The 19,746-nt window shown below is 69.5% G+C and carries 15 protein-coding genes; 8 read left to right on the top strand and 7 right to left on the bottom strand.

Features of this window, described 5'->3' with window-relative positions:
* The first annotated feature begins 82 nt into the window (after positions 1-82).
* Positions 83-703, top strand: a complete 621-nt coding sequence (locus AU195_RS13075) for a TetR/AcrR family transcriptional regulator (RefSeq protein WP_059159499.1) — start codon at positions 83-85, stop codon at positions 701-703.
* On the opposite strand, the gene AU195_RS13070 is transcribed toward AU195_RS13075, so the two are convergent.
* Both AU195_RS13070 and AU195_RS13065 read right to left on the bottom strand, forming a co-directional pair.
* The gene (locus tag AU195_RS13070; RefSeq protein WP_059159498.1) at positions 668-1,357 is read right to left on the bottom strand and encodes a DUF899 domain-containing protein; all 690 of its coding nucleotides are present in this window, start codon (positions 1,355-1,357) and stop codon (positions 668-670) included. The two genes, AU195_RS13075 and AU195_RS13070, sit on opposite strands and share 36 nt — an antisense overlap.
* A gap of 214 nt (positions 1,358-1,571) precedes the next feature.
* A complete protein-coding gene (locus AU195_RS13065) occupies positions 1,572-2,237 on the bottom strand; it encodes a FadR/GntR family transcriptional regulator (RefSeq protein WP_059159497.1) in 666 nt (221 codons plus the stop codon).
* 97 nt (positions 2,238-2,334) lie between these two features.
* Here AU195_RS13065 and AU195_RS13060 point away from each other — a divergent pair, with 97 nt between their 5' ends.
* Positions 2,335-3,522, top strand: a complete 1,188-nt coding sequence (locus tag AU195_RS13060; RefSeq protein WP_059159516.1) for a CynX/NimT family MFS transporter — start codon at positions 2,335-2,337, stop codon at positions 3,520-3,522.
* A gap of 19 nt (positions 3,523-3,541) precedes the next feature.
* On the opposite strand, the gene AU195_RS13055 is transcribed toward AU195_RS13060, so the two are convergent.
* On the bottom strand, positions 3,542-4,036 hold the full coding sequence (locus tag AU195_RS13055) for a hypothetical protein (protein ID WP_216636389.1): 495 nt from the start codon (positions 4,034-4,036) through the stop codon (positions 3,542-3,544).
* A gap of 55 nt (positions 4,037-4,091) precedes the next feature.
* Here AU195_RS13055 and AU195_RS13050 point away from each other — a divergent pair, with 55 nt between their 5' ends.
* On the top strand, positions 4,092-4,715 hold the full coding sequence (locus tag AU195_RS13050) for a M15 family metallopeptidase (protein WP_059159514.1): 624 nt from the start codon (positions 4,092-4,094) through the stop codon (positions 4,713-4,715).
* A 59-nt stretch (positions 4,716-4,774) separates the two neighbouring features.
* Entirely contained in the window at positions 4,775-5,431 is a 657-nt protein-coding gene (locus tag AU195_RS13045) for a fatty-acid--CoA ligase (protein ID WP_082703053.1), read from the top strand.
* Here the strand turns inward: AU195_RS13045 and AU195_RS13040 are convergent.
* From AU195_RS13040 to AU195_RS13025, 4 genes are all read right to left on the bottom strand, one after another.
* Entirely contained in the window at positions 5,428-6,711 is a 1,284-nt protein-coding gene (locus tag AU195_RS13040; protein ID WP_059159496.1) for a hypothetical protein, read from the bottom strand. The two genes, AU195_RS13045 and AU195_RS13040, sit on opposite strands and share 4 nt — an antisense overlap.
* Before the next feature lie 7 nt (positions 6,712-6,718).
* On the bottom strand, positions 6,719-8,989 hold the full coding sequence (treS, locus tag AU195_RS13035; RefSeq protein ID WP_059159495.1) for a maltose alpha-D-glucosyltransferase: 2,271 nt from the start codon (positions 8,987-8,989) through the stop codon (positions 6,719-6,721).
* A 176-nt stretch (positions 8,990-9,165) separates the two neighbouring features.
* On the bottom strand, positions 9,166-10,548 hold the full coding sequence (locus AU195_RS13030; protein WP_059159494.1) for an aspartate aminotransferase family protein: 1,383 nt from the start codon (positions 10,546-10,548) through the stop codon (positions 9,166-9,168).
* 84 nt (positions 10,549-10,632) lie between these two features.
* A complete protein-coding gene (locus AU195_RS13025) occupies positions 10,633-12,126 on the bottom strand; it encodes a CoA-acylating methylmalonate-semialdehyde dehydrogenase (RefSeq protein ID WP_059159493.1) in 1,494 nt (497 codons plus the stop codon).
* An 81-nt stretch (positions 12,127-12,207) separates the two neighbouring features.
* On the opposite strand from AU195_RS13025, the gene AU195_RS13020 reads away from it, so the two are divergent.
* From AU195_RS13020 to AU195_RS13005, 4 genes are all read left to right on the top strand, one after another.
* On the top strand, positions 12,208-13,833 hold the full coding sequence (locus AU195_RS13020) for a PucR family transcriptional regulator (protein WP_059159492.1): 1,626 nt from the start codon (positions 12,208-12,210) through the stop codon (positions 13,831-13,833).
* A 190-nt stretch (positions 13,834-14,023) separates the two neighbouring features.
* Positions 14,024-18,184, top strand: a complete 4,161-nt coding sequence (locus tag AU195_RS13015; protein WP_059159491.1) for a SpoIIE family protein phosphatase — start codon at positions 14,024-14,026, stop codon at positions 18,182-18,184.
* Positions 18,184-18,513, top strand: coding sequence for an STAS domain-containing protein (locus tag AU195_RS13010; RefSeq protein ID WP_059159490.1), 330 nt, complete (start codon positions 18,184-18,186; stop codon positions 18,511-18,513). The genes AU195_RS13015 and AU195_RS13010 overlap by 1 nt, the downstream gene beginning before the upstream one ends.
* A gap of 74 nt (positions 18,514-18,587) precedes the next feature.
* Entirely contained in the window at positions 18,588-19,742 is a 1,155-nt protein-coding gene (locus AU195_RS13005) for a YihY/virulence factor BrkB family protein (protein WP_172800565.1), read from the top strand.
* The last annotated feature ends 4 nt before the right edge of the window (positions 19,743-19,746 follow it).

Below are 19,746 nucleotides of genomic sequence, written 5' to 3'. Positions count from 1 at the left end.
TATCACCGGCGATGCCAGCGAGTAACGGCGTTACTGCATCGCACGGTAACCTAGTTACTCCATGACGGCAAGGAGTTCGGGGATGGCTGGACCGGTTGACGGGGCGAGCGCCGGAAGCGAGGCCCGAATGATCGCCGTCGTCATCGAGATCCTGGAGACCGACGGCTACGAGGCCGTGCAGTTGCGGGAGGTCGCCCGCCGGGCCCGCATCTCGTTGAGCACGATCTACAAGCGCTACGCCACGCGTGACGAGCTGATCCTGGCCGCGCTCGAAGCGTGGATGGACGACCACCGGTACTCCGGTGTCAGCCCCCATCCGCGCGAGCCGGGCGCATCGCTCCACCAGGCGTTGATGGACCTGTTCCGCACCATCTTCGAACCGTGGGAGCAGCACCCCGGCATGCTGACCGCGTACTACCGGGCGCGCTCCTCACAGAGCGGGCGGCAACTGATGCAGCGGGGGCTCGACATCGTGGTCCCCGCCGGCCTGGAACTGCTGTCCGACGTCGACGACGAGTTCGTCGCGGACTTCAGCGACGTCATCTTCAGCGTGGTGTACGGGTTGTTGGGCCGGTTCACCACCGGGGAGATCACGATCACCGAGATTCTCCCGACGCTCGACCGGGCGGTGTTCTGGCTGACGACCGGTTACGAGGCCGCGAAGGGCTCAGGGGCTGCCGTACATGCGCGCGATGTCCGGTGAGTCCAGCCAGCCGGAGTAGGTGGGCCGCTGCGGCCACCCGTCAGGGGAGTCCTGCCATTCCTCCTGGCGGCCCCACGGCAGGAGGTCGATCAGCGCGAAGCTGTGGCTGAGCTGTTCGGTGCCGCGACCGTTGGTGTGCCAGGTGCGGAACACCGTATCGCCGTCTCGCATGAACACGTTGACGGCGAACCCGTCCCCTGGCGGGGCATCGACGTCGGCGCCGAAGGAACTCTCCGACGACGAATACCAGTCCATCTTGTTGCCGACCTTCTCCTTGTAGGCCAGCGCTTCCTCGATCGGGCCGTTCGTCACGATGACGAACCGGGCGTCGTAGTTGTCGAGGAATTCGAGCCGGGTGAACTGCGACGTGAAGCCGGTGCATCCGCCGCACTGCCACTCCTGGCCGTCGGTCCACATGTGGTTGTAGGTGATCAGCTGTGACCGCCCCTTGAACACGTCGGCGAGTCGGACCGGGCCCTCCGCGCCGATCAGCGTGTAGTCGGCCATCCGCACCATGGGTAGGCGCCTGCGCTGCGCCGCGATGGCGTCGAGTTCCCGCGTCGCCGCCTTCTCGCGGCGGCGCAGGTCCTCGAGCGCTGTGCGCCAGGTCTGTTCGTCGACTACGGGCGGAAGCCCGGTGGTTCCAGTGGTCATCACGTCATCCCGTCGTTGTCGTGCGAGCTGTTCACCGGTACCGACTCAGTGTGCGCGCAGAAATCATCGCCACGCTCGCCTTTTCCCGCGAGGGTGCGGGTCTGCACGCGACGCGCCGCGTATTTCACAGCAGTTTGCGCACGCTCGCGGTGGATGTGAGACAACGTGCGCCTGGGGAAGCGGTGCTCGCGCCCCAGGACTTGCCTGACCGGTTTCAGCCGCGTTCTGGAAGTTCCTCGATGAGCTCATCGAGGAAGCCGCCTGCTTCGCGGCCGGCGCGGTCGACATCGCCGGCGGCGATCGCCTCGACGAGGCCGTCGTGCGGGATTCGTTCGACCGCGTGGGTCTCCACGGTGGTCGCCACGCTGGCGGTGACCACCTCGGTGAGCCCCCGGTACAACTCGGTCAGCACCGTGTTGTGCGACGCCCGCACCACCGCGAAGTGCAGCTCGGCGTCGGCCCGCACGAATTCGTCGCGGGCGTGCAGGGCATCCCGGCGGGTGAGCAGGGCGCGGATCTCCGCGAGATCGTCGTCGGTGCGCGCGGCCGCCGCCAACCGGGCGCCTTCCACCTCGAGGCAGCGTCGGACCTCCAGCACCTCACGCAACTCCGAACCGCACAGCCGGCGCAACGCCCCGGACACCTCGCTGGTGGCCCGCACGTAGGTGCCGTCGCCCTGTCGGACCTCGAGGATCCCGCTGTGGGCCAGCGCGCGCACCGCCTCCCGGAGCGTGTTGCGTCCGACGCCGAGCGCGGCGACCAGCGACGGCTCGGTCGGAATCCGCGTGCCGACCGGCCATTCACCGGACGACACCGATTCGCGCAACTGGGCGATCACCTGGTCGACCAGACCTGCGCGACGGGTAGTGGCGAGCGGCACGGCACCTCGATTCATCCAATCATGGGATGTATGGGAGGATACCGCGGTGAACGGCAACATCCACACCGGGACCACACCGAGTCAGGTCGGTGACCCCGTGAGCGCCGACGCGGACCACACCCCCGGCACGCGGGCCGCCGGTGGCGTGCTGCTCACGATCGCCGTCATCCTCACCGCACTGAACCTGCGACCTGCGATCACCAGCGTCGGACCACTGCTCGGTGAGATGCGCACGTCCATGGGCGCGAGCGCCACCTGGGCGGGCGTTCTGACCACTTTGCCCGGATTGTGTTTCGCTGCAGCGGGATTGACGGCACCGTGGCTGTCCCGTCGGTTCGGCCTGAGCCGGGCCATCAGCGCCGCGCTCGCCATTTTGAGCGCCGGCCTGCTCATCCGCGTGCTCGACGGCCCGTATGTCGTGCTCGGCGGAACGCTCGTCGCCACCGCCGGAATCGCGCTGACCAACGTGTTGATCCCCGTGGTGATCAAGGGTTCCTTCCCGGCCCGCGTCGGGCTGATGACCGGCGTCTACACCGCTGCCCTGCAGGGCGGCGGCGCGCTGGGATCCGCGGTGACACCCGGGCTGGAAGGCGTCTTCGACGACTGGCGGACGGCCCTCGCGTCGTGGGCCGTCGTATCCGCGCTGGCGCTGGTCGTCTGGAGTGTGGCGTCACGCGGCATCGCAGGAGGGCGGGCACCGTCGTCACGGGTCAAAGGCCGGTCACTGCTGCGCAACCGGCTGGCCTGGACGGTGACACTGTTCTTCGGATGTCAGTCGCTGCTGGCCTACGTGATGATGGGCTGGCTGGCGGAGGTCTTCATCGACAGCGGCGTGAGCAAGTCGACCGCCGGGCTGCTGGTCGGGCTGATGTCGCTGATCGCCGTGCCGATCAGCATCTTCGTCTCACCGCTGGCGGCGCGCTCGTCGAGCCAGAGCCCGTGGATCGTCGGTCTCGGCACGATCGGCGTGGCCGGGGTGATCGGACTGCTCGTCGACCCGGGCGCCGCCCCGCTGCTGTGGAGCATTCTCGTCGGCCTCGGGCTGAGCGTGTTCTCGTTGGCGCTCACCGTGATCGCGTTGCGCGCCCGTACCACTGAGGACACCGCCCAGCTCTCCGGCATGGCGCAGGGCTTCGGGTATCTGCTCGCCGGACTCGGCCCGTTCCTGTTCGGCCTCCTGCACGATTTGACGGACGGCTGGACGGTGCCGTGGGCCATGGTGCTGATCGTCTACCTCGTGCAGATGTCCATGGGCGCCCTGGCCGGACGCAACCGCTACGTGTGACCGCCTCGACGAAATCGACTCAGCCGCAGAACCCGTCGAGGGTGGCGTGGAGCGCGTCGAGGTCGCGCTTGAGGGCCTGCTGGCCGGGGTCGCCGTCCGGGGCGCCTGCGGTGGCGGCGGCTCCGAACTGCATCAGCTTCGTCCCGAATTTACGGACCGCGTCGGCGAGTTGGGGCGGCGTGGCCGGGTCCAGGGTGGTGAGCAGGTACTGGCCGCCGCCCATCAAGGCCACCCGGGCGTTGGCCGCCACCGCCAGCACGCCGGTGACGTCATCGTCTCCGCCGGGCGAAGCCAGATGCGTGTTGGTAGCGACCCCGGTGCTCACCTGGGTGTACGCCGCACATGCGCTGTCCTGGGCGGCGGCCCGCGTCGCCTCGTCGTAGCGCGGTGTGCGGTCCTGCCACCACGTCCACACCGACAGGATCAGCGCGGCGGTGGCGATGAGGCAGGCGAGCACGGCCAGCGCCGTGGACCGTGAGCGGGCGGCACCGATCGGCTGTGGTCCCGGCGGCATGGGAGAGATCGTAATGGGGTCGCGCGACGGGGCGGGAAGCTGGCATGGTGGCGGGGTGAGTGTGGGGCGAACGGTGGGCCGGGTCAGCGTGGCCATCGGCTGCGCCTGCGGGGTGCTGTTCGGCGCCGCGCCGGCCCAGGCGGACCCCGCCGAACCCGGTAGCGGTGACACTCTCGTCGGGCCGTCGGCGACGGGCACCGATCCCGCCCCCGAACCGTTCGGCGTCGGTCCCGGGGCGACCGACACCTTCGGCGGATACCTGCCCGAGGACGGCACTTTGACCGCTTTCGACGTCGAGAACCCGACAGTCGGCCGACTCGACCCCGCGCTGCTGGGCGCCGTGCAGGAAGCCACGCGGGCGGCGGCAGGCAGCGGTGTCGAGGTCGAGATCAACTCCGGCTGGCGGTCGATCGGCTTCCAGGAGCGGCTGTTCCAGGACGGGGTGCGCACGTACGGCAGCGTGGAGGTCGCCCGGCAGTTCGTCGCATCACCGCAGACCTCGATGCACGTGGTCGGGCGGGCGGTCGACGTCGGCGGTCCGGACGCCGCGGCCTGGATGGCGCGCAACGGTCCGCGGTTCGGACTGTGTCAGGTGTACGCCAACGAGTTGTGGCACTACGAGTTGACCGCGGACGCCAACGGCGTCTGCCCGCCGATGAAGCCGAACGCGACCGGCTGACCGCCGGGAACGGCGATGCCACGCTCGGTAGCATGATGACCGTGCCGGGAGAAGACGCGGTGACCGCCGGTGTCGCGGGCTCGTTGATCCTGACGTCGGACTACCGGGTCGCCGACCCCTCGCGGGTGTGGCCCCTGCTCGAACGGCGCCGGGCCGAACTCGCCGCGCTCGGGGCGCATCACGTCTTCGTCCACACCTCGATCAGCGAACCGGACCGGGTGCTGGTCACGATGGCCCTGCACACCGCCGAACCCGTCGCGGACCTGTTGCGGTCCCACGTCTTCTTCGACTGGTTCGATGCAGTGGGAGTGCAGGATCTGCCCGCGGTCTTCGCCGGCGAACTCGTCGAACGCTTCCACGTCGAGGACGGCGACCGCGCCGTATGGACCGCGACCGCGCCCGCCGTGGTGATCGCCGGCGTCACGGTGGTGCAGGATGTCGAAACCCTGCTCGACCAGGTGCACCGCACCCGTGTCCTGTTCCTTCGCAACGGCATTCAGAACGTGTGGATCTTCAGGGCGCTGGACGACCCGCAGGAGGTGATGTTCTTGCAGGACGTCGCCGACGAAGCGGGCGCCCGCAGGTGGCTGGATCGTCCGGAGACAGCGGCGAAGTGGCTCACCGAAGCCGGCGTCGGCGCATATCCGCCGGTGTTCGTCGGGACCCTGCGACACGTGATGCGCATCGACGTGGTCGAGCACGCCGACGGCGGCTAGCCGAGCGCCTCCAGATGCCGGGCCAAACCCTCTGTCCGCCAGAGGTTCAGCATGTTGGTGAACATCTGCAGCGGGGCGCGCAACCCCTCATCGGCGCGGATGCGCGGATCGTATCTCGTGGTGTCCGCGTCGGCGTCGGGGAGGCGGTGGCGGATGCGCGCGGGCACGTCGAGCAGCCAGGTGATGCCCATCAGCGCCATGTAGAGCATCAGGTGGCGCCGCAACAACGCCGGATCCGGTCGCGGCCCGCCTGCACCCGCCATCTCGGCGCAGAACAGCTCGAGCAGCTCGTCGAAGTGGTTATCCCACAGGCTGGTTTCGGCGGCGCACAGCGCACCCCACAGCGCCATCGCAAGGTTCAGCCGGCTCACGCACCCCCAGTCCATCAGGCCGCACTGCAGGACACCGCCGCCGTCGCGCCAGAACCAGGCGTTGTCGACGTTGGCATTCCAGTGGCACAGCGCGATGTGGTCCTCCGCATCCCGCAGCGCACGCCAGATCGACTCCTCGTGGCGCAGCACCTCGTGGGCCTCCTCGTCCAGGCGCGCCAGGAAGCCAGCGGTCCGCACGTGGGGTGGGAGCAACCCGGGATGGGTCTCGGCGAACTCGCTGAGCCGGGCCAGCCTGCGCTGCAGGCGTTCCGGGGACAGGGTCACCGGATCGCCGACCGTGGCGGCCTGCAGATCGACGGGGAACGCCTGCGAGAATTCCTGCGGTAACCGGCCGGAACGCTGGGTGCCCGCCAGTCGCGCCAACGCGGTGATCAGCGCGCGGTAGTGCTCGGCGGGCGCAGGCATGTCCTCGTCGAGGCATTTCTCGTACTGGCGTTCAACACCATTGTGTCCGAACGGGATCCGGTCGGTGATCAGGATGCCCGTCCCGGTTTGGGCGTGGTAGTCCCCGAAGCGGGGCCGGGGTATCGCGATCGGAAACCCGGGCGTGCGGGACAGCGCGGCGAACACCACTTCCGAAGCCATCTGGGTTCTGCCGCGGTCCCGGGCGGGATCGTCGAAGTCGCGGGAGAACTTGACGAACAGATCCGTGCGCAGACCCGGTTCGGGGCGGGCGTAGGCGACGTCGAGCAGCAGTTTGCGTCCCGTGCTCCCGCCGCTGAGCTCCTGGCACCGGTCGATCCGCACCACCCGGTTGTCCTGCGCGAGTGCGCCGAAGGCACGAAACGCGTCGGTGAGGAACGCTTCCCCGCCGTCACGCAGCGCCGCGGCGGTGGCCGGGATCGGCAGGCCGAGGTGGTCACCGGCGACCCACTCGTGTCGAGGCATGCCTCGGCTAGGACTCGGCGCCGTCGGCGCTGACCTCGACGAGCAGCGACATCCCGTGGTGCGCGGGCATTTCCACGGTGAAGCTGTGCAGGTCGTCGACCGTGGCGAAGACGTGGCCGGTGAACATGTCCGAGACCTCGGCGCCCGGCGGCAGCGCCTCGGAGCGGACGGTCCCGGCGACCTCCTCGTTGGCGAAATTCAGCACGGTCAACTGGTAGCGGCCGTCGCCCTGCAGTTGGTGCACGAGCACGAGCATGCCCCGGTGCGACACCTCGGGAATGTCGATCTGGCGACTGGTCGCGATGCCGTAGTGGGAGCGCACCTTCAAGATGGCCTGCAGCTGGCGCAGGAAGCTGGTGTCGTCGCCGAGCTGGTCGGGGATCGAACCGTACAGGCTGCGGCCGCGCGGCATCCCCGCCAATGATTGCGTCGCACCGGGATTCACCCCCATCAGGTCGTGGGCGGCGCGGTGGATCCACCGGGTGTCACCGCCACGCAGGAGTTCGGCGACCTCCGTGGCGGGCAGGGTGAGCATGCCGCACAGATCCCACCCCGACAGCGCGAAGACCCCCGGCTGCAGCGCGTTGAACATCGCCAGCAGCAGGTGCGCCCGGCGGATCTCGTCGAGCTCGGGGGAATCGGGTGCGATCCGGTCCAGATCGCTGATGCCCAGCGTCGCCGCGATCACCGTCGCGGTGGTGCAGGCGATGCCGTTCGTGGTGAAAACCAGGTTGTAGGGCGCGTTCTCACCGGTGAGGTGTTCGGTGAGATCCTGGCGGACCGTCTCGCCGAGCACCTCGCCGGTGATCTCCTCACCCTTGTAGGTGAAGAGGTCGTCGCGGTGACCGTGTGACCAGTGCACGAGCTCGTAGGTCAGTTCGTCGTGGTTCTGCAGGGCGTGGATCAACGACGCCGGGTCGACGCCGAGTTCGAGCGTGGTGCGCAGGGTCAGCCGGAGGAACTCGGTGTCGGCGGTGGCCAGGGCGTGCTGGTAGGCGGGCCGGTTGATGAAGTCGTAGGACAGGTCCGCGCCCGCCTCACCGATCTCGCGGATGTCGTCGATGGTGAGGTTGAGTTCCTGGAACGTGAAACCGCCCACCTTGCGCACCATGCTCGCGATCAGATGGTTGGCCGCCTCGGACAGCGGATGGCCCTCCGACCAGGCGGTGCTGTCCTCGGCCACGGTCTTCTCGGCGCCGAGAAAACCGTTGGCGTCCAAGCGGAGTCCGCCGGTGCCCAGGTCTGCCAGCGAGTGCAAGGCGTCGCCGATCACCAGCCGCATCCCCGCGAAGGAGGGGTCCAGCCAGTTGATCGACGGCTGACCGTCCTTGAAGTAGTGCAGGTAGACCCAGCGGCGTTCGACACCGTCGACACCGAGCACCGGGCGGGTGACGCTCCAGTTGGTCTCCTTGATGCCCTCGGCGTAGAAGATCACCCGCTGCAGCCGACCGATGATGTAGCCGGCCTTGTCCAGCCACTCCTCGGTGGCCGGGTCGATGTTCACCGAGTCCGCTCCCGACGGCACGTCGGGCAGGTGCTCCCAGTCGCGGGGATCGACCTCCACCATGTGGTAGATGCCGGGGTAGTCCGCGTACTTCATCTCCGCGAGGCGGAAGTCGGCGCCCTTGCCGGTGTGGCCCGGCACGATGTCGTCGATGATGGTACCGCCGTACCAGTTGGCCGTCCCGCACATCTTGCGGAATTCGTCCTCGGTGCCGAACGCCGGGTCGATCTCGGTGCTGATGCGGTCGAAGTGCCCGTCGACGCTGGGGGTGGTCTGCCATCCGGAGATGCCGCCGGCCCGCTTCACCGGACCGGTGTGGATGGCCTCGATGCCGATGTCCGCGAACGCCTTCCACATGTCGTCGTCGGCGAGCGCGGTGAGGAACGACTCGTTCGGGCGCGTGATCAACGACAACGGATAGGCGGTGAACCACACCGAGGCGGTCTCCACCGCGCCGCGCGGGCTCGGGGTGGCGTACGGGTTCTGCCACATCGAGCCCTGCCCGGAGAACTGCTGACTGATCTCGTTGGCGTCGGCCAGCATCGACTGCGACAGCAGCCACGACACGTACGCCGGGTTGTCCGCCCGCGCCGGGCCGTCCTGGGCCACCGAGCGGCGCGTGAACGGCGACTTGACCCTCGGCCGGAACCGCAGCGCCCGGGGACGGGCCGGATGGAGATGCTCGTCGTAGGTGATCTCGCTGGGCTCGTTGGGCTGATCGTCCGTGCCAGACCCGGCCTGGTCGTCGAAATCCGACGCTGGCGCCTCAGACATGCATCCCCTTCACGAACTGGTTCCCGGTGGTTCGACCTTCGGGACGTAGTTCCACGCCGCCGCGATGTCGAAACGGCGCGCCGTTGCGCACGTGCCGGACGCCCTGGACCACACCCTGGCCACCAACCCTACGGATGCCGAGGCGCCGGCGTGTTCCGGCGAGGGGTGCTAACGGTTCACAGGTGCGAGTCGGCGACGGCGAGTGCCTGGTCGAGGATTGCGAGACCTTCGCGGGCTTCGTCGGCGGTGACCGTACACGGCGGTACGGCGTGGATCCGGTTGAAGTTCGCGAACGGCAGCAGACCGTTCTCCTTGCAGGCCGCGACCACCGCGTTCATCGCCGCGCTGCTCGCGCCGTACGGGGCCAGCGGTTCCCGGGTCTCCGGGTTCGCGACCAACTCGATCGCCCAGAAGACGCCGGTGCCGCGGACCTCGCCGACGCTGGGGTGGCGGGCGGCCAGTTCGGCCAGACCGGGCCCGAGCACCTCGGCGCCGATGCGGGCGGCGTTGCCGACGATGTCCTCCTCCTCCATCGCGTTGATGGTGGCCACGGCCGCCGCCGTCGCGAGCGGATGACCGGAGTAGGTCAGGCCGCCGGGGTAGGGCCGGTGTGCGAAGGTCTCGGCGATGGCCGGGCTGATCGCGACGCCACCGAGCGGCACGTACCCGGAGTTCACGCCCTTGGCGAAGGTCAACAGGTCCGGGGTGACGCCGAAGTGGTCGATCGAGAACCACTTCCCGCTGCGGCCGAACCCGGCCATCACCTCGTCGGCGATCATCACGATGCCGTACCGGTCGCAGATGTCGCGGACACCAGCCATGTATCCGGGGGGCGGGATCATGATGCCCGCGGTGCCGGGGATCGACTCCAGCACTATCGCGGCGATGGTCGACGGACCCTCCATTCGCACGATGTCCTCGAGGTGCGCCAGCGCGCGGGCCGACTCCTCGGCCTCGGTGGTGGCGTGGAACTGCGAGCGGTACAGGAACGGGCCGAAGAAGTGGACGACACCGGCGTTGCCGTGATCGTTCGGCCACCGGCGCGGATCGCCGGTCAGGTTGATCGCGGTCTCGGTGCCGCCGTGGTAGGAGCGGTACCGGCTGAGCACCTTGTACTTGCCCGTGTGCAGCCGCGCCATCCGCACCGCGTGTTCGACGGCGTCGGCGCCGCCGTTGGTGAAGAACACCCTGTTCAGCTCACCGGGGGTGCGTTCGGCGATCAGCCGGGCGGCCTCGGACCGGGCGTCGTTGGCGTGCTGCGGGGCGACCGTGCACAGCTTGGCGGCCTGCGCCTGGATGGCGGCGACGACCTTCGGATGCTGATGCCCGATGTTGGTGTTGACCAGCTGACAGGAGAAGTCCAGCAGGCGACGGCCCTCGCCGTCCCAGATGTAGCTGCCCTGCGCGGCGGTGATCGTCATCGGCGTGATCTCGGCCTGGGCCGACCACGAGTGGAAGACGTGCTTGCGGTCGAGCTCGTAGGCGCGGGTGGCCTCGGCGCGGGCGTCGTCGACCGACAGGCCGTTGGGCAAGGTGACGGTTTCGTTCGTGACAGTCATGGGGTCTCCTCCTGCGCCGAAAGTACGGTTGTTGACGCCGCTACTCGGGCGATGCGTGCAACAACCGTACTCTCGGCGCGATGATCAGCTGTTTTGTGGGAAGCCGAGGTTGATGCCGCCGTGGCTGGGGTCGAGCCAGCGTTGGGTGATGGCTTTGCCGCGGGTGAAGAAGTGCACGCCTTCGGTGCCGTGGGCGTGGCTGTCGCCGAACAGCGAGTTCTTCCAGCCGCCGAAGCTGTAGTAGGCCATCGGCACCGGGATGGGCACGTTGATGCCGACCATGCCGACCTCGACCTCGTTCTGGAAGCGGCGGGCGGCGCCGCCGTCGTTGGTGAAGATCGCGGTGCCGTTGCCGTACGGGTTGGCGTTGATGAGCTCGAGGGCCTGGTCGTAGGTCTCGACCCGGATCACCGACAGGACGGGGCCGAAGATCTCGTCGGTGTAGACGCTCATGTCCGGGGTGACGTTGTCGATCAGCGTCGGGCCCAGCCAGAAGCCCTCGGCGCCACCGTCGGCGGACACGGTGCGGCCGTCGACGACGATCTTGGCGCCGTCGGCCTCGCCGGCGTCGATGTAGGAGGCCACCTTGTCGCGGTGGGCCCGGGTGACCAGCGGACCCATGTCGGCGCCCTTGGTGCCGTCACCGGTCTTGAGTGCGGTGGCGCGTTCGGCGATCTTGGCGACGAGGTCGTCGGCGATCGGGCCGACTGCCACGGCCGCGCTGATGGCCATGCAGCGTTCGCCGGCCGAGCCGAAGCCGGCGTTGACCATTGCGTCGGCGGCCAGGTCGAGGTCGGCGTCGGGCAGGATCACCGCGTGGTTCTTCGCCCCGCCGAGGGCCTGGACGCGTTTGCCGGCGGAGGTGGCCGTGGCGTAGACGTACTGGGCGATCGGGGTCGACCCCACGAATGACACGGCCTTGACCTTGGGGTGGGTCAGCAGTTCGTCGACGGCGGTCTTGTCGCCCTGGAGCACGTTGAACACCCCGGGCGGCAGGCCGGCCTCGGCCCACAACCGGGCCAGCCACAGCGACGCCGAGGGATCCTTTTCGCTGGGTTTGAGGACCACGGTGTTGCCGGTGGCGATCGCGATGGGGAAGAACCACATCGGCACCATCGCGGGGAAGTTGAACGGGCTGATCACGCCGACCACCCCGAGCGGTTGGCGGATCGAGTACACGTCGACGTTGGTCGAGGCGTTCTCGGTGAAGCCGCCCTTGAGCAGATGGGGGATGCCGCAGGCGAACTCGACGACTTCCTGGCCGCGGGAGACCTCGCCCAGGGCGTCGGAGAGCACCTTGCCGTGTTCGGCGGTGATGATCGCGGCCAACTCGTCCTTGCGGGCGTTGAGCAGTTCGCGGAAGGTGAACAGCACCGACGTGCGCTTGGCCAGGGAGGTGTCGCGCCACGCCGGGAACGCCGCCGCGGCCGCCTCGATCACCGCGCGGGCGTCCTCGACGGTCGCCAGCGCGACCTGACCGGTCACCTCACCGGTCGCCGGATTCGTCACCGGCGCGCTGGCCTGCGACGCGCCCGCGAAGAGGTCGTTGTTGCACCAGTGCTGAACGGTATTCGCCATGCTGGCAAGTGTGCCGCCGCGCGAGCCAGGTGCGGGGTTGCATGGTGTCACCGAATCGCACCGCGGGGATACAGTGTGTAAATGGCGATGACGGTGTCCGACGTGATCGGTCTGCCCGTCGTCGCGCGCGGCGCACCCGAGGTACTCAGCGCGCGCCGCTGGACTAACCCCATCCGCTGGGTCCACGTCGGCGACGTGGCCGACCTGTCCGCGCTGCTGCAGGGCGGCGAACTGGTGCTGACCACCGGGGGTGGGCTGGCCGGCGATCCGCAGCGCTACCTGCAGGGGCTCGCCGACGCCGGTGCCGTGGGCGTGGTCGTCGAACTCGGGACGGCGATGACGGCGGTGCCCGACGGGGTCGTCGCCCACGCCGAACGTCTGGACCTCGCGCTCGTCGCGTTGCACCGGCAGATCAAGTTCGTCGCGGTGACCGAGGTGGTGCACCGGCGCATCGTGGCCGCCCAGTACGACGAGGTGGCGTTCGACCGGCGCGTGCACGAGACCTTCACCGAGTTGAGCATGAAACGCGCGTCCGCGGCCGGGATCGTCGACGCCGCGGCGCGGATCCTCGACGAACCCGTCGTCCTCGAGGACCTGGCTCATCAGGCGCTGGCCGTCGCGCCGGGCGGGGACGCCGCCGCGACGCTGCTGCAGAACTGGGAGCGGCGGTCCCGGATGAGCGCAGGCGGGGACTGGGCGGTCACCTCCGTCGGGCCGCGCGGCGAGGAGTGGGGGCGCCTCATCGTCCCGGTGCCGCCCGCCGACCGGGCCCGCGCCACGATGGTCCTCGAACGCGCCGCGGCGGCGCTGGCGCTGCACCGGATGATCGAGCGCAACCGCAGCGGGCTGCATCAGCAGGCCCAGAGCGGGCTGATCGACGATGTGATCGCGGGCCGCATCACCGACGAACGCGAGGCCGCCGCGCGGGCGCACGCCCTCGGACTGCGCAGGTCCACCCGCTACCTGCCGGTCGTCGTGCGGGTCGACCGCAGTGCCGCCACAGCGGATCCCGTTGTCGCACAACAACGTAATGTCGCACTGCTGGACGCCGTCGCGCACACGGTGAACGCCGCCGGCCACACCGCGCTGTGCTCGATCCGCCGCGACGGGGAGATCGGCGCCCTGCTGGCGCTCGATACTGCCCGGGGCGGCTGGGACCGGGCGCTGACCGGGCTCGGCGAACGCATGCACGCCGAACTGCGGCGCCTGGACGGCGGCGCCCGTTCCGAGGCCCGGTCGGTGTGCGCGGTCGGCGACCCCGCAGGCGAGATCGTCGAAGCGATCCACGGCCTGGGGCAGGCCGCCCACGTCGGTGAGGTCGCCATCGCGATGCACGGCCACACCCAGGCGGTCTACCGTGCTTCCGACGTGCGTCTGCGGGGTCTGATCGCGCTGTTGCGCGACGACCCGCGGGTGCAGCAGTTCGCCGAGACAGAACTGCGGGCGCTACTGCTCGACGACGACGGGCGCGTGCCGTCCAATCTGGAGGTGCTCCGCCACTATCTGCAGGTGGCGGGCAACAAGGCGGCGCTGGCGCACCGGCTGCACATGAGCCGTCCCGCGCTCTACAAGCGATTGGCCGGGATCGCCCGGACCCTCGGCGTCGACCTCGACGACGCGGAGTCGATGACCTCGCTGCACGTGGCCGTTTTGATCCTCGACGCGCGACGGCGTGCCGCCCCCGCCGCCCTCACCCGGGACCGGTAGTCGGGGACGGGGCAATCAAGTTTCACTTTCATCCGCTTTGGGCAGCCTGCACTCACGGATGACTCCGGGGACGAACGGCGCCGCGACCGCGGCGCTCGGCCATGAGGTGACGATCACGCTGGGCGCGAACGCGCCTCCTGGCGGGGCGCCGCCTTCGTGCGTCGATCCGCGGCGCTGAGAGGGATGTCGGTTGGGCGTTGAGGAAGCTGGGGCGGCTTCGTTGACCTCCTCTGCGAACGCACTTTTCGGTGCGGACCCGGACGTGGGCCGCCACCTCGCCGTGGTCGACTGGGAGGCCACCGCACTCGGGTCGCCCGCGACCTGGCCGCAGAGTCTGCGCACCGCCGTCAGCATCCTGCTGTCGTCGCGGTTCCCGATGTGGATGGCATGGGGCCCGGAGCTGACCTTCTTCTGCAACGCCGCGTACCGGCGGGACACCTTGGGCCGTAAGTACCCGTGGGCGTTGGGCCGGCCGGCCAGCGAGGTGTGGGCCGAGATCTGGCCCGACATCGGTCCGCGGATCGAGTCGGTCCTGTCGACCGGGCAGGCCACCTGGGATTCGGCGCTGCTGCTGTTCCTCGAACGATCCGGCTACTCCGAGGAGACCTACCACACCTTCTCCTACAGCCCGCTGCGCGACGACGGCGGTCACGTCGTCGGCATGCTGTGCGTGGTGAGCGAGGACACCGAGCGGGTGATCGCCGAGCGCCGGATGACGACCCTGCGGGACCTCGGATCGGATCCGAGCGTGGTCCGCACCGAGCGGCAGATGCTCGACTTCGCCGCCGAACAGCTCAACCGCAATCTCTACGACCTGCCGTTCACGCTGACCTATCTGTTCGGCGAGGACGGCGACGCGCGGCTCGCCGCGAGCAGCGGAATCGCGCCGGGACACGCGGCGGCACCGGAGACGATGTCGGCCGACGGGATGTCGGTGTGGCCGGTCCGGCTGCCCGCCGAGGGGGAGACCGTGCTGCTCGACCTCGACGACGAATCGCTGGGCCTGCCCCGCGGGGTCTGGCCCGACCCGCCCGCGCAGGCACTGGTGGTCCCGTTGCTGCAGCAGGGCGCCGACCCGGTCGGATTCCTGGTGGCGGCGTTGAACTCACACCGCAGGCTGGACGCGCCCTACCGCGGGTTCATCGAACTGGTCGCCGGGCACATCGCCGCCGGGATCGGCAGCGCCCGCAGCTACCGGGCCCAGCAGCGGCGGGCCGAGGAACTCGCCGAGCTGGACGCGGCCAAGACCGCGTTCTTCTCCAACATCAGCCATGAGTTCCGGACCCCGCTCACGCTGATCCTCGGCCCGTTGGCCGAGTTGCGCCGTGGCGCCGGCCTCGAGACGGGGGTGCGCGAAGAACTGGAGCTGGTGCACCGCAACGGGTTACGGCTCGCCAAGTTGGTCAACACGTTGCTCGACTTCTCCCGCATCCAGGCCGGCCGCATGCAGGCCCGGTTCGAACCCGTCGACCTGGCCGCCGTCACCGCGGAGCTGGCGAGCGTGTTCCGGTCGGCGATCGAACGGGCGGGGCTCCAGTTCGCCGTCGACTGTCCGCCGCTGGCCGAACCGGTCTACGTCGACCGCGACATGTGGGAGAAGGTCGTCCTCAACCTTCTGTCCAACGCGCTGAAGTTCACCCTCGAAGGCGCCGTCACGGTCCAGGTCACCCACGACGACGGCGCCGCGGTGGTCACGGTGTCCGACACCGGGGTCGGGATTCCCGACGCCGAGATGCCCCGGCTGTTCGAACGGTTCCACCGGGTCCAGACCACCGAGTCCCGGTCGACGGAGGGCAGTGGGATCGGCCTGGCTCTCGTCAAGGAGCTGATCGGCCTTCACGGTGGCGCCATCGGCGCGCACAGCGAGGAGGGACGCGGCACCACCTTCACCATCCGGGTGCCGTTCGGGGCGGCCCATCTGCCGCCGGACGACGTCGTGCCTGCGGGACGGGCGTCCGGCGTCTCCACCATCGCCGACCCCTTTCTGCAGGAGGCGCTGCGCTGGCTGCCCGCGTCGGACCCCGAACCCGAAGAGGCGCAGGGGATCACTGCGACGGTGCCCGCGGACGGCGGTGCCGTCGTGCCCGCCCGGGTGCTGATCGCCGACGACAACGCCGACATGCGCGCGTACCTCACCGGTCTGCTGCGCGGCGCCGGTTACGAGGTCACCGCGGTGTCCGACGGCAGGCAGGCGCTGGATTCCATCCGGGCGGACCTGCCCGATCTCGTCGTCAGCGACGTCATGATGCCCCGCCTCGACGGCCTGGAGCTCGTCGCCGCGCTGCGCACCGACTCCCGCACCGCCGCGCTGCCGGTGCTGCTGTTGTCGGCCCGGGCGGGGCAGGAATCGTCCATCGAGGGTCTGCATGCCGGCGCCGACGACTACCTTGTCAAACCCTTTGCGGCAGCGGAACTCCTGGCCCGGGTGCGTGCCAATGTGGCGCTGGCGCGGTTGCGCAACCACCACAGCCGCTGGCGCACCGCACTGATCGACTCGTTGCAGGAGGCGTTCTTCGTCTGCGACGAACGGGGCGCGATCATCGAGATCAACACCGCCTTCACCGACATCCTCGGCTACGGTCCCGAAGGGCTGCCGTACGAACCCGAACAGCCGTGGTGGCCCGACCCGGACACCGACCCCGACGGCTACCGGGAGACCAGTCAGGCGTTCGGCGGGGTGATGGAGCAGGCCCGCGGGGACTTCACCTTCCCGGTCGTGCACCGCGACGGCCACCGGATCTGGGTCAACGCGAGTTTCAACCCCGCGCGCGACCCCGACACGGGCCGGCGCGTCGCCGTCGGCACGTTCCGCGACGTCACCGCCGAGCACTACACCGTCCAGCGGGAGACCGCGCTGGCCGCGCTCAACGAGCAACTGGCAGAGGCCGACACACTCGACGGGGCGCTGCGCGCGGCCGTGGGGGAACTGCACCGGCTGTGGCAGGCGCGACGTGTGCTGGCCGTGACCTTCCCCCACGTGGACGGCGACGTCACCCCGGACATCATCTGCGCCGGCGAGCCCGTGCAGTGGTCGGATCTCACTGTCGGACAACGACATACGATCTCCACGCTGCGCGACGCCGACGTGCTGACCGCCGACACGGGGGAGTACGGCACGGCGGGCATCACGCTGCAACATCCCCGCGGCGTGCTCGTCCTGTGGATCGAACTGCTCGAACAACGCCCGTTCACCCCGGAGGACCACACGCTGTTGACCGTTCTGGCCGGCCGCCTCGGTCAGGGGCTGCAGCGGGTGCACCGGCTCGACCAGCAGCGGGAGACCGCGCTGACGCTGCAGCACGCGATCCTCGGCCCGGCCCGGCTGCCGGGCGGGTTCGCGGTCCGCTACCACCCGGCGACCCGGCCCCTGCAGGTCGGCGGCGACTGGTACGACGTCGTGGATCTGGACGGCGGATGCATCGGTCTGGTCGTCGGCGACTGCGTCGGACACGATCTCGAGGCGGCCACCGTCATGGGCCAGCTGCGCAGTGCGTGCCGCGCGCTGCTGCTCGACCAGCCCAGCCCGGGAGCGGCGCTGGCGGGTCTCGACCGGTTCGCGGCACGGCTGCCGGGAGCGCGCTGCACGACTGTGTGGTGTGCGGTGCTGTCACCGCACAGCGGTGAACTGGTGTACTCCAGCGCCGGTCACCCGCCGCCCATACTCGTCGACTCGGACGGCGCGACCCGAGTGCTCGACGATGCCCGCGGTTTCGCGCTGGCGCTGCGGCCCGACCAGGAGCGGCCGGAGGCCCGGGTGACGCTGTCCGCGCGGGCCACGCTGCTCCTCTACACCGACGGGCTCGTGGAACGTCGCCGCGCCTCGTTGGAGACGGGTATCGGCCGAGCCGCCGGCCTGGTCGCCGAGGGCCGGTCCGATGGCCTCGACGCGGTCGCCGACCAGCTGATGTCCCGCCTCTCGCCCGACGATGGTTATCAGGACGACGTCGCGCTGCTCCTCTACCGCCAACCCGCCCCGCTCGACATGGTGTTCCCGGCGCGCAACGAATACCTCGCGAGTTCCCGTACGGCCCTTCGGGATTGGCTGACGCAGGCCGGCGTGGGACCGGATCAGGCGATGAACGTACTCATCGCGGCCGGTGAGGCGGTCGCGAACGCGATCGAGCACGGGCACCGTGACCGGCCCGACGGTCACGTCACCCTGCGGGCGACCGCACTGGTGGACCGGCTTCAGGTGTCGGTACTCGACACCGGCTCGTGGAAGACACCGCGGACGGAGGTCGACACCCGGCGGGGCCGCGGTGTCGCGCTGATGGAGGGTCTGATGGACGATGTGAGGATCAGGCCAGGAGACGACGGCACCGCGGTCCACCTCGACGCGAGGATCGTCTGATGGTCACACCGCTCACCGTCAACGCCGACCGGCACACCGACGGCAGCCCGCTGCTGGTCGCCGAGGGCGAGATCGACTTGAGCAACGTCGACACCTTCACCCGGGCACTGGTCACGGTGATCGCGGCGGCGGACGGCGCCGGGACGGTGACGGTCGACCTCAGCGCCGTCGAGTACCTGGACAGCGCCGCGATCGGCGCGTTGTCCGTACACGCCGACCAGGTGCCGAAGATGCGCCTGGTCGCCAACCCGTATCTGATGCCGGTGCTGCGGATCAGTGGCATCGACCAACTGGCCACGGTGGAACCGGCGGAGCCGACCGACGGATAGGCGGTTACGCCGCCTCGGGTGTTTTCACCGGTCGCAGGGGGTATGCCGGGCGCACTGTCCGAAAGGTGGCTGCGGTGATCGGTTGGCTCGACAGGCTGCAACAGCGCAGCCGAGTCATCGGCTACGTCCTCGCGGTGATCTACAAGTACGTCGACGACCAGGGCGGTTACCTCGCGGCGCTGATCACCTACTACGCGTTCGTCTCGCTGTTCCCGCTGCTGCTCCTGCTCACCACCGTGCTGGGTGTGGTGCTCGTCGGCCGCCCGGATCTGCAGCAGCAGATCGTGGAGTCGACCGTCAGCCAGTTCCCGCTGATCGGTGAGCAGTTGGCACAACCCGAACAGCTCAGCGGTGGCGCGGTCGCCGTGGTGGTCGGCATCCTCGGTGCCCTCTACGGCGGATCCGGCGTCGGACAGGCGGTGCAGAACGCGATGAACACGGTGTGGGCGGTGCCCCGCAATGTGCGCCCGGATCCGATCCGGTCACGCATCCGCAGCCTGCTGCTCCTGCTGGTGCTGGGGTCGGCGGCGATCGCGGCGACGGTGCTGTCCGCCGTCGGCCGGGCCGTCGACGATCTCGGCCTGTTCGGCACGGCCGGCGTCCTGGTGAGCACCATCGCGATCAACACCGGGATCCTGCTGGTCGCGTTCCGGACGACGACGAGCCGCGAGCTCACCTACCGTCAGGTGCTGCCCGGCGCGCTGGCCGGGGCGGTGGTCTGGCAGTTCCTGCAGTGGTTCGGCGCCGGCTACGTCGCGCGGACGGTCAGTTCGGCCAGCGCCACCAACACCGTGTTCGCCCTCGTCCTCGGACTCCTGGCGTTCCTCTACCTCATCTCGGTCAGCCTGGTGCTGTGCGCGGAGCTCAACGTGGTGCGCGTCGACCGGCTCTATCCGCGTGCTCTGCTCACCCCGTTCACCGATTCGGTGACGCTGACCTCAGCCGATCGCCGCACCTACACCCGTAAGGCAAAAGCGGAGCGGGTCAAGGGTTTCCAGCATGTGGCGGTGACGTTCGAGGCCAACCGCTCAGACACCCATGAGGTTCTCGATCCAGCTGCGGGCGAAGTACACGAGGAAGCCGGCGGCCACCACCCAGAGCAGCGGGCTGATCTCGCGGGCCTTGCCGGCGCCGGAGCGAACGACCACCCACGAGATGAACCCGACGCCGATGCCGTTGGCGATGGAGTACGTGAACGGCATGGCGGCGACGGTGAGGACCACCGGTAACACC

The sequence above is a fragment of the Mycobacterium sp. IS-1496 genome (genome assembly GCF_001499995.1).
Taxonomy (GTDB): domain Bacteria; phylum Actinomycetota; class Actinomycetes; order Mycobacteriales; family Mycobacteriaceae; genus Mycobacterium.
This window is presented reverse-complemented; position numbering and strand designations above follow the sequence as displayed.

Excerpts from the sequence above, each read along its gene's own strand:
- AU195_RS13075 (WP_059159499.1), top strand. The coding sequence starts at position 83 with ATGGCTGGACCGGTTGACGGGGCGAGCGCCGGAAGCGAGGCCCGAATG.
- AU195_RS13070 (WP_059159498.1), bottom strand. The coding sequence starts at position 1,357 with ATGACCACTGGAACCACCGGGCTTCCGCCCGTAGTCGACGAACAGACC.
- AU195_RS13055 (WP_216636389.1), bottom strand. The coding sequence starts at position 4,036 with ATGCCGCCGGGACCACAGCCGATCGGTGCCGCCCGCTCACGGTCCACG.
- AU195_RS13040 (WP_059159496.1), bottom strand. The coding sequence starts at position 6,711 with ATGCCTCGACACGAGTGGGTCGCCGGTGACCACCTCGGCCTGCCGATC.
- treS (WP_059159495.1), bottom strand. The coding sequence starts at position 8,989 with ATGTCTGAGGCGCCAGCGTCGGATTTCGACGACCAGGCCGGGTCTGGC.
- AU195_RS13030 (WP_059159494.1), bottom strand. The coding sequence starts at position 10,548 with ATGACTGTCACGAACGAAACCGTCACCTTGCCCAACGGCCTGTCGGTC.
- AU195_RS13025 (WP_059159493.1), bottom strand. The coding sequence starts at position 12,126 with ATGGCGAATACCGTTCAGCACTGGTGCAACAACGACCTCTTCGCGGGC.
- AU195_RS13020 (WP_059159492.1), top strand. The coding sequence starts at position 12,208 with ATGGCGATGACGGTGTCCGACGTGATCGGTCTGCCCGTCGTCGCGCGC.
- AU195_RS13010 (WP_059159490.1), top strand. The coding sequence starts at position 18,184 with ATGGTCACACCGCTCACCGTCAACGCCGACCGGCACACCGACGGCAGC.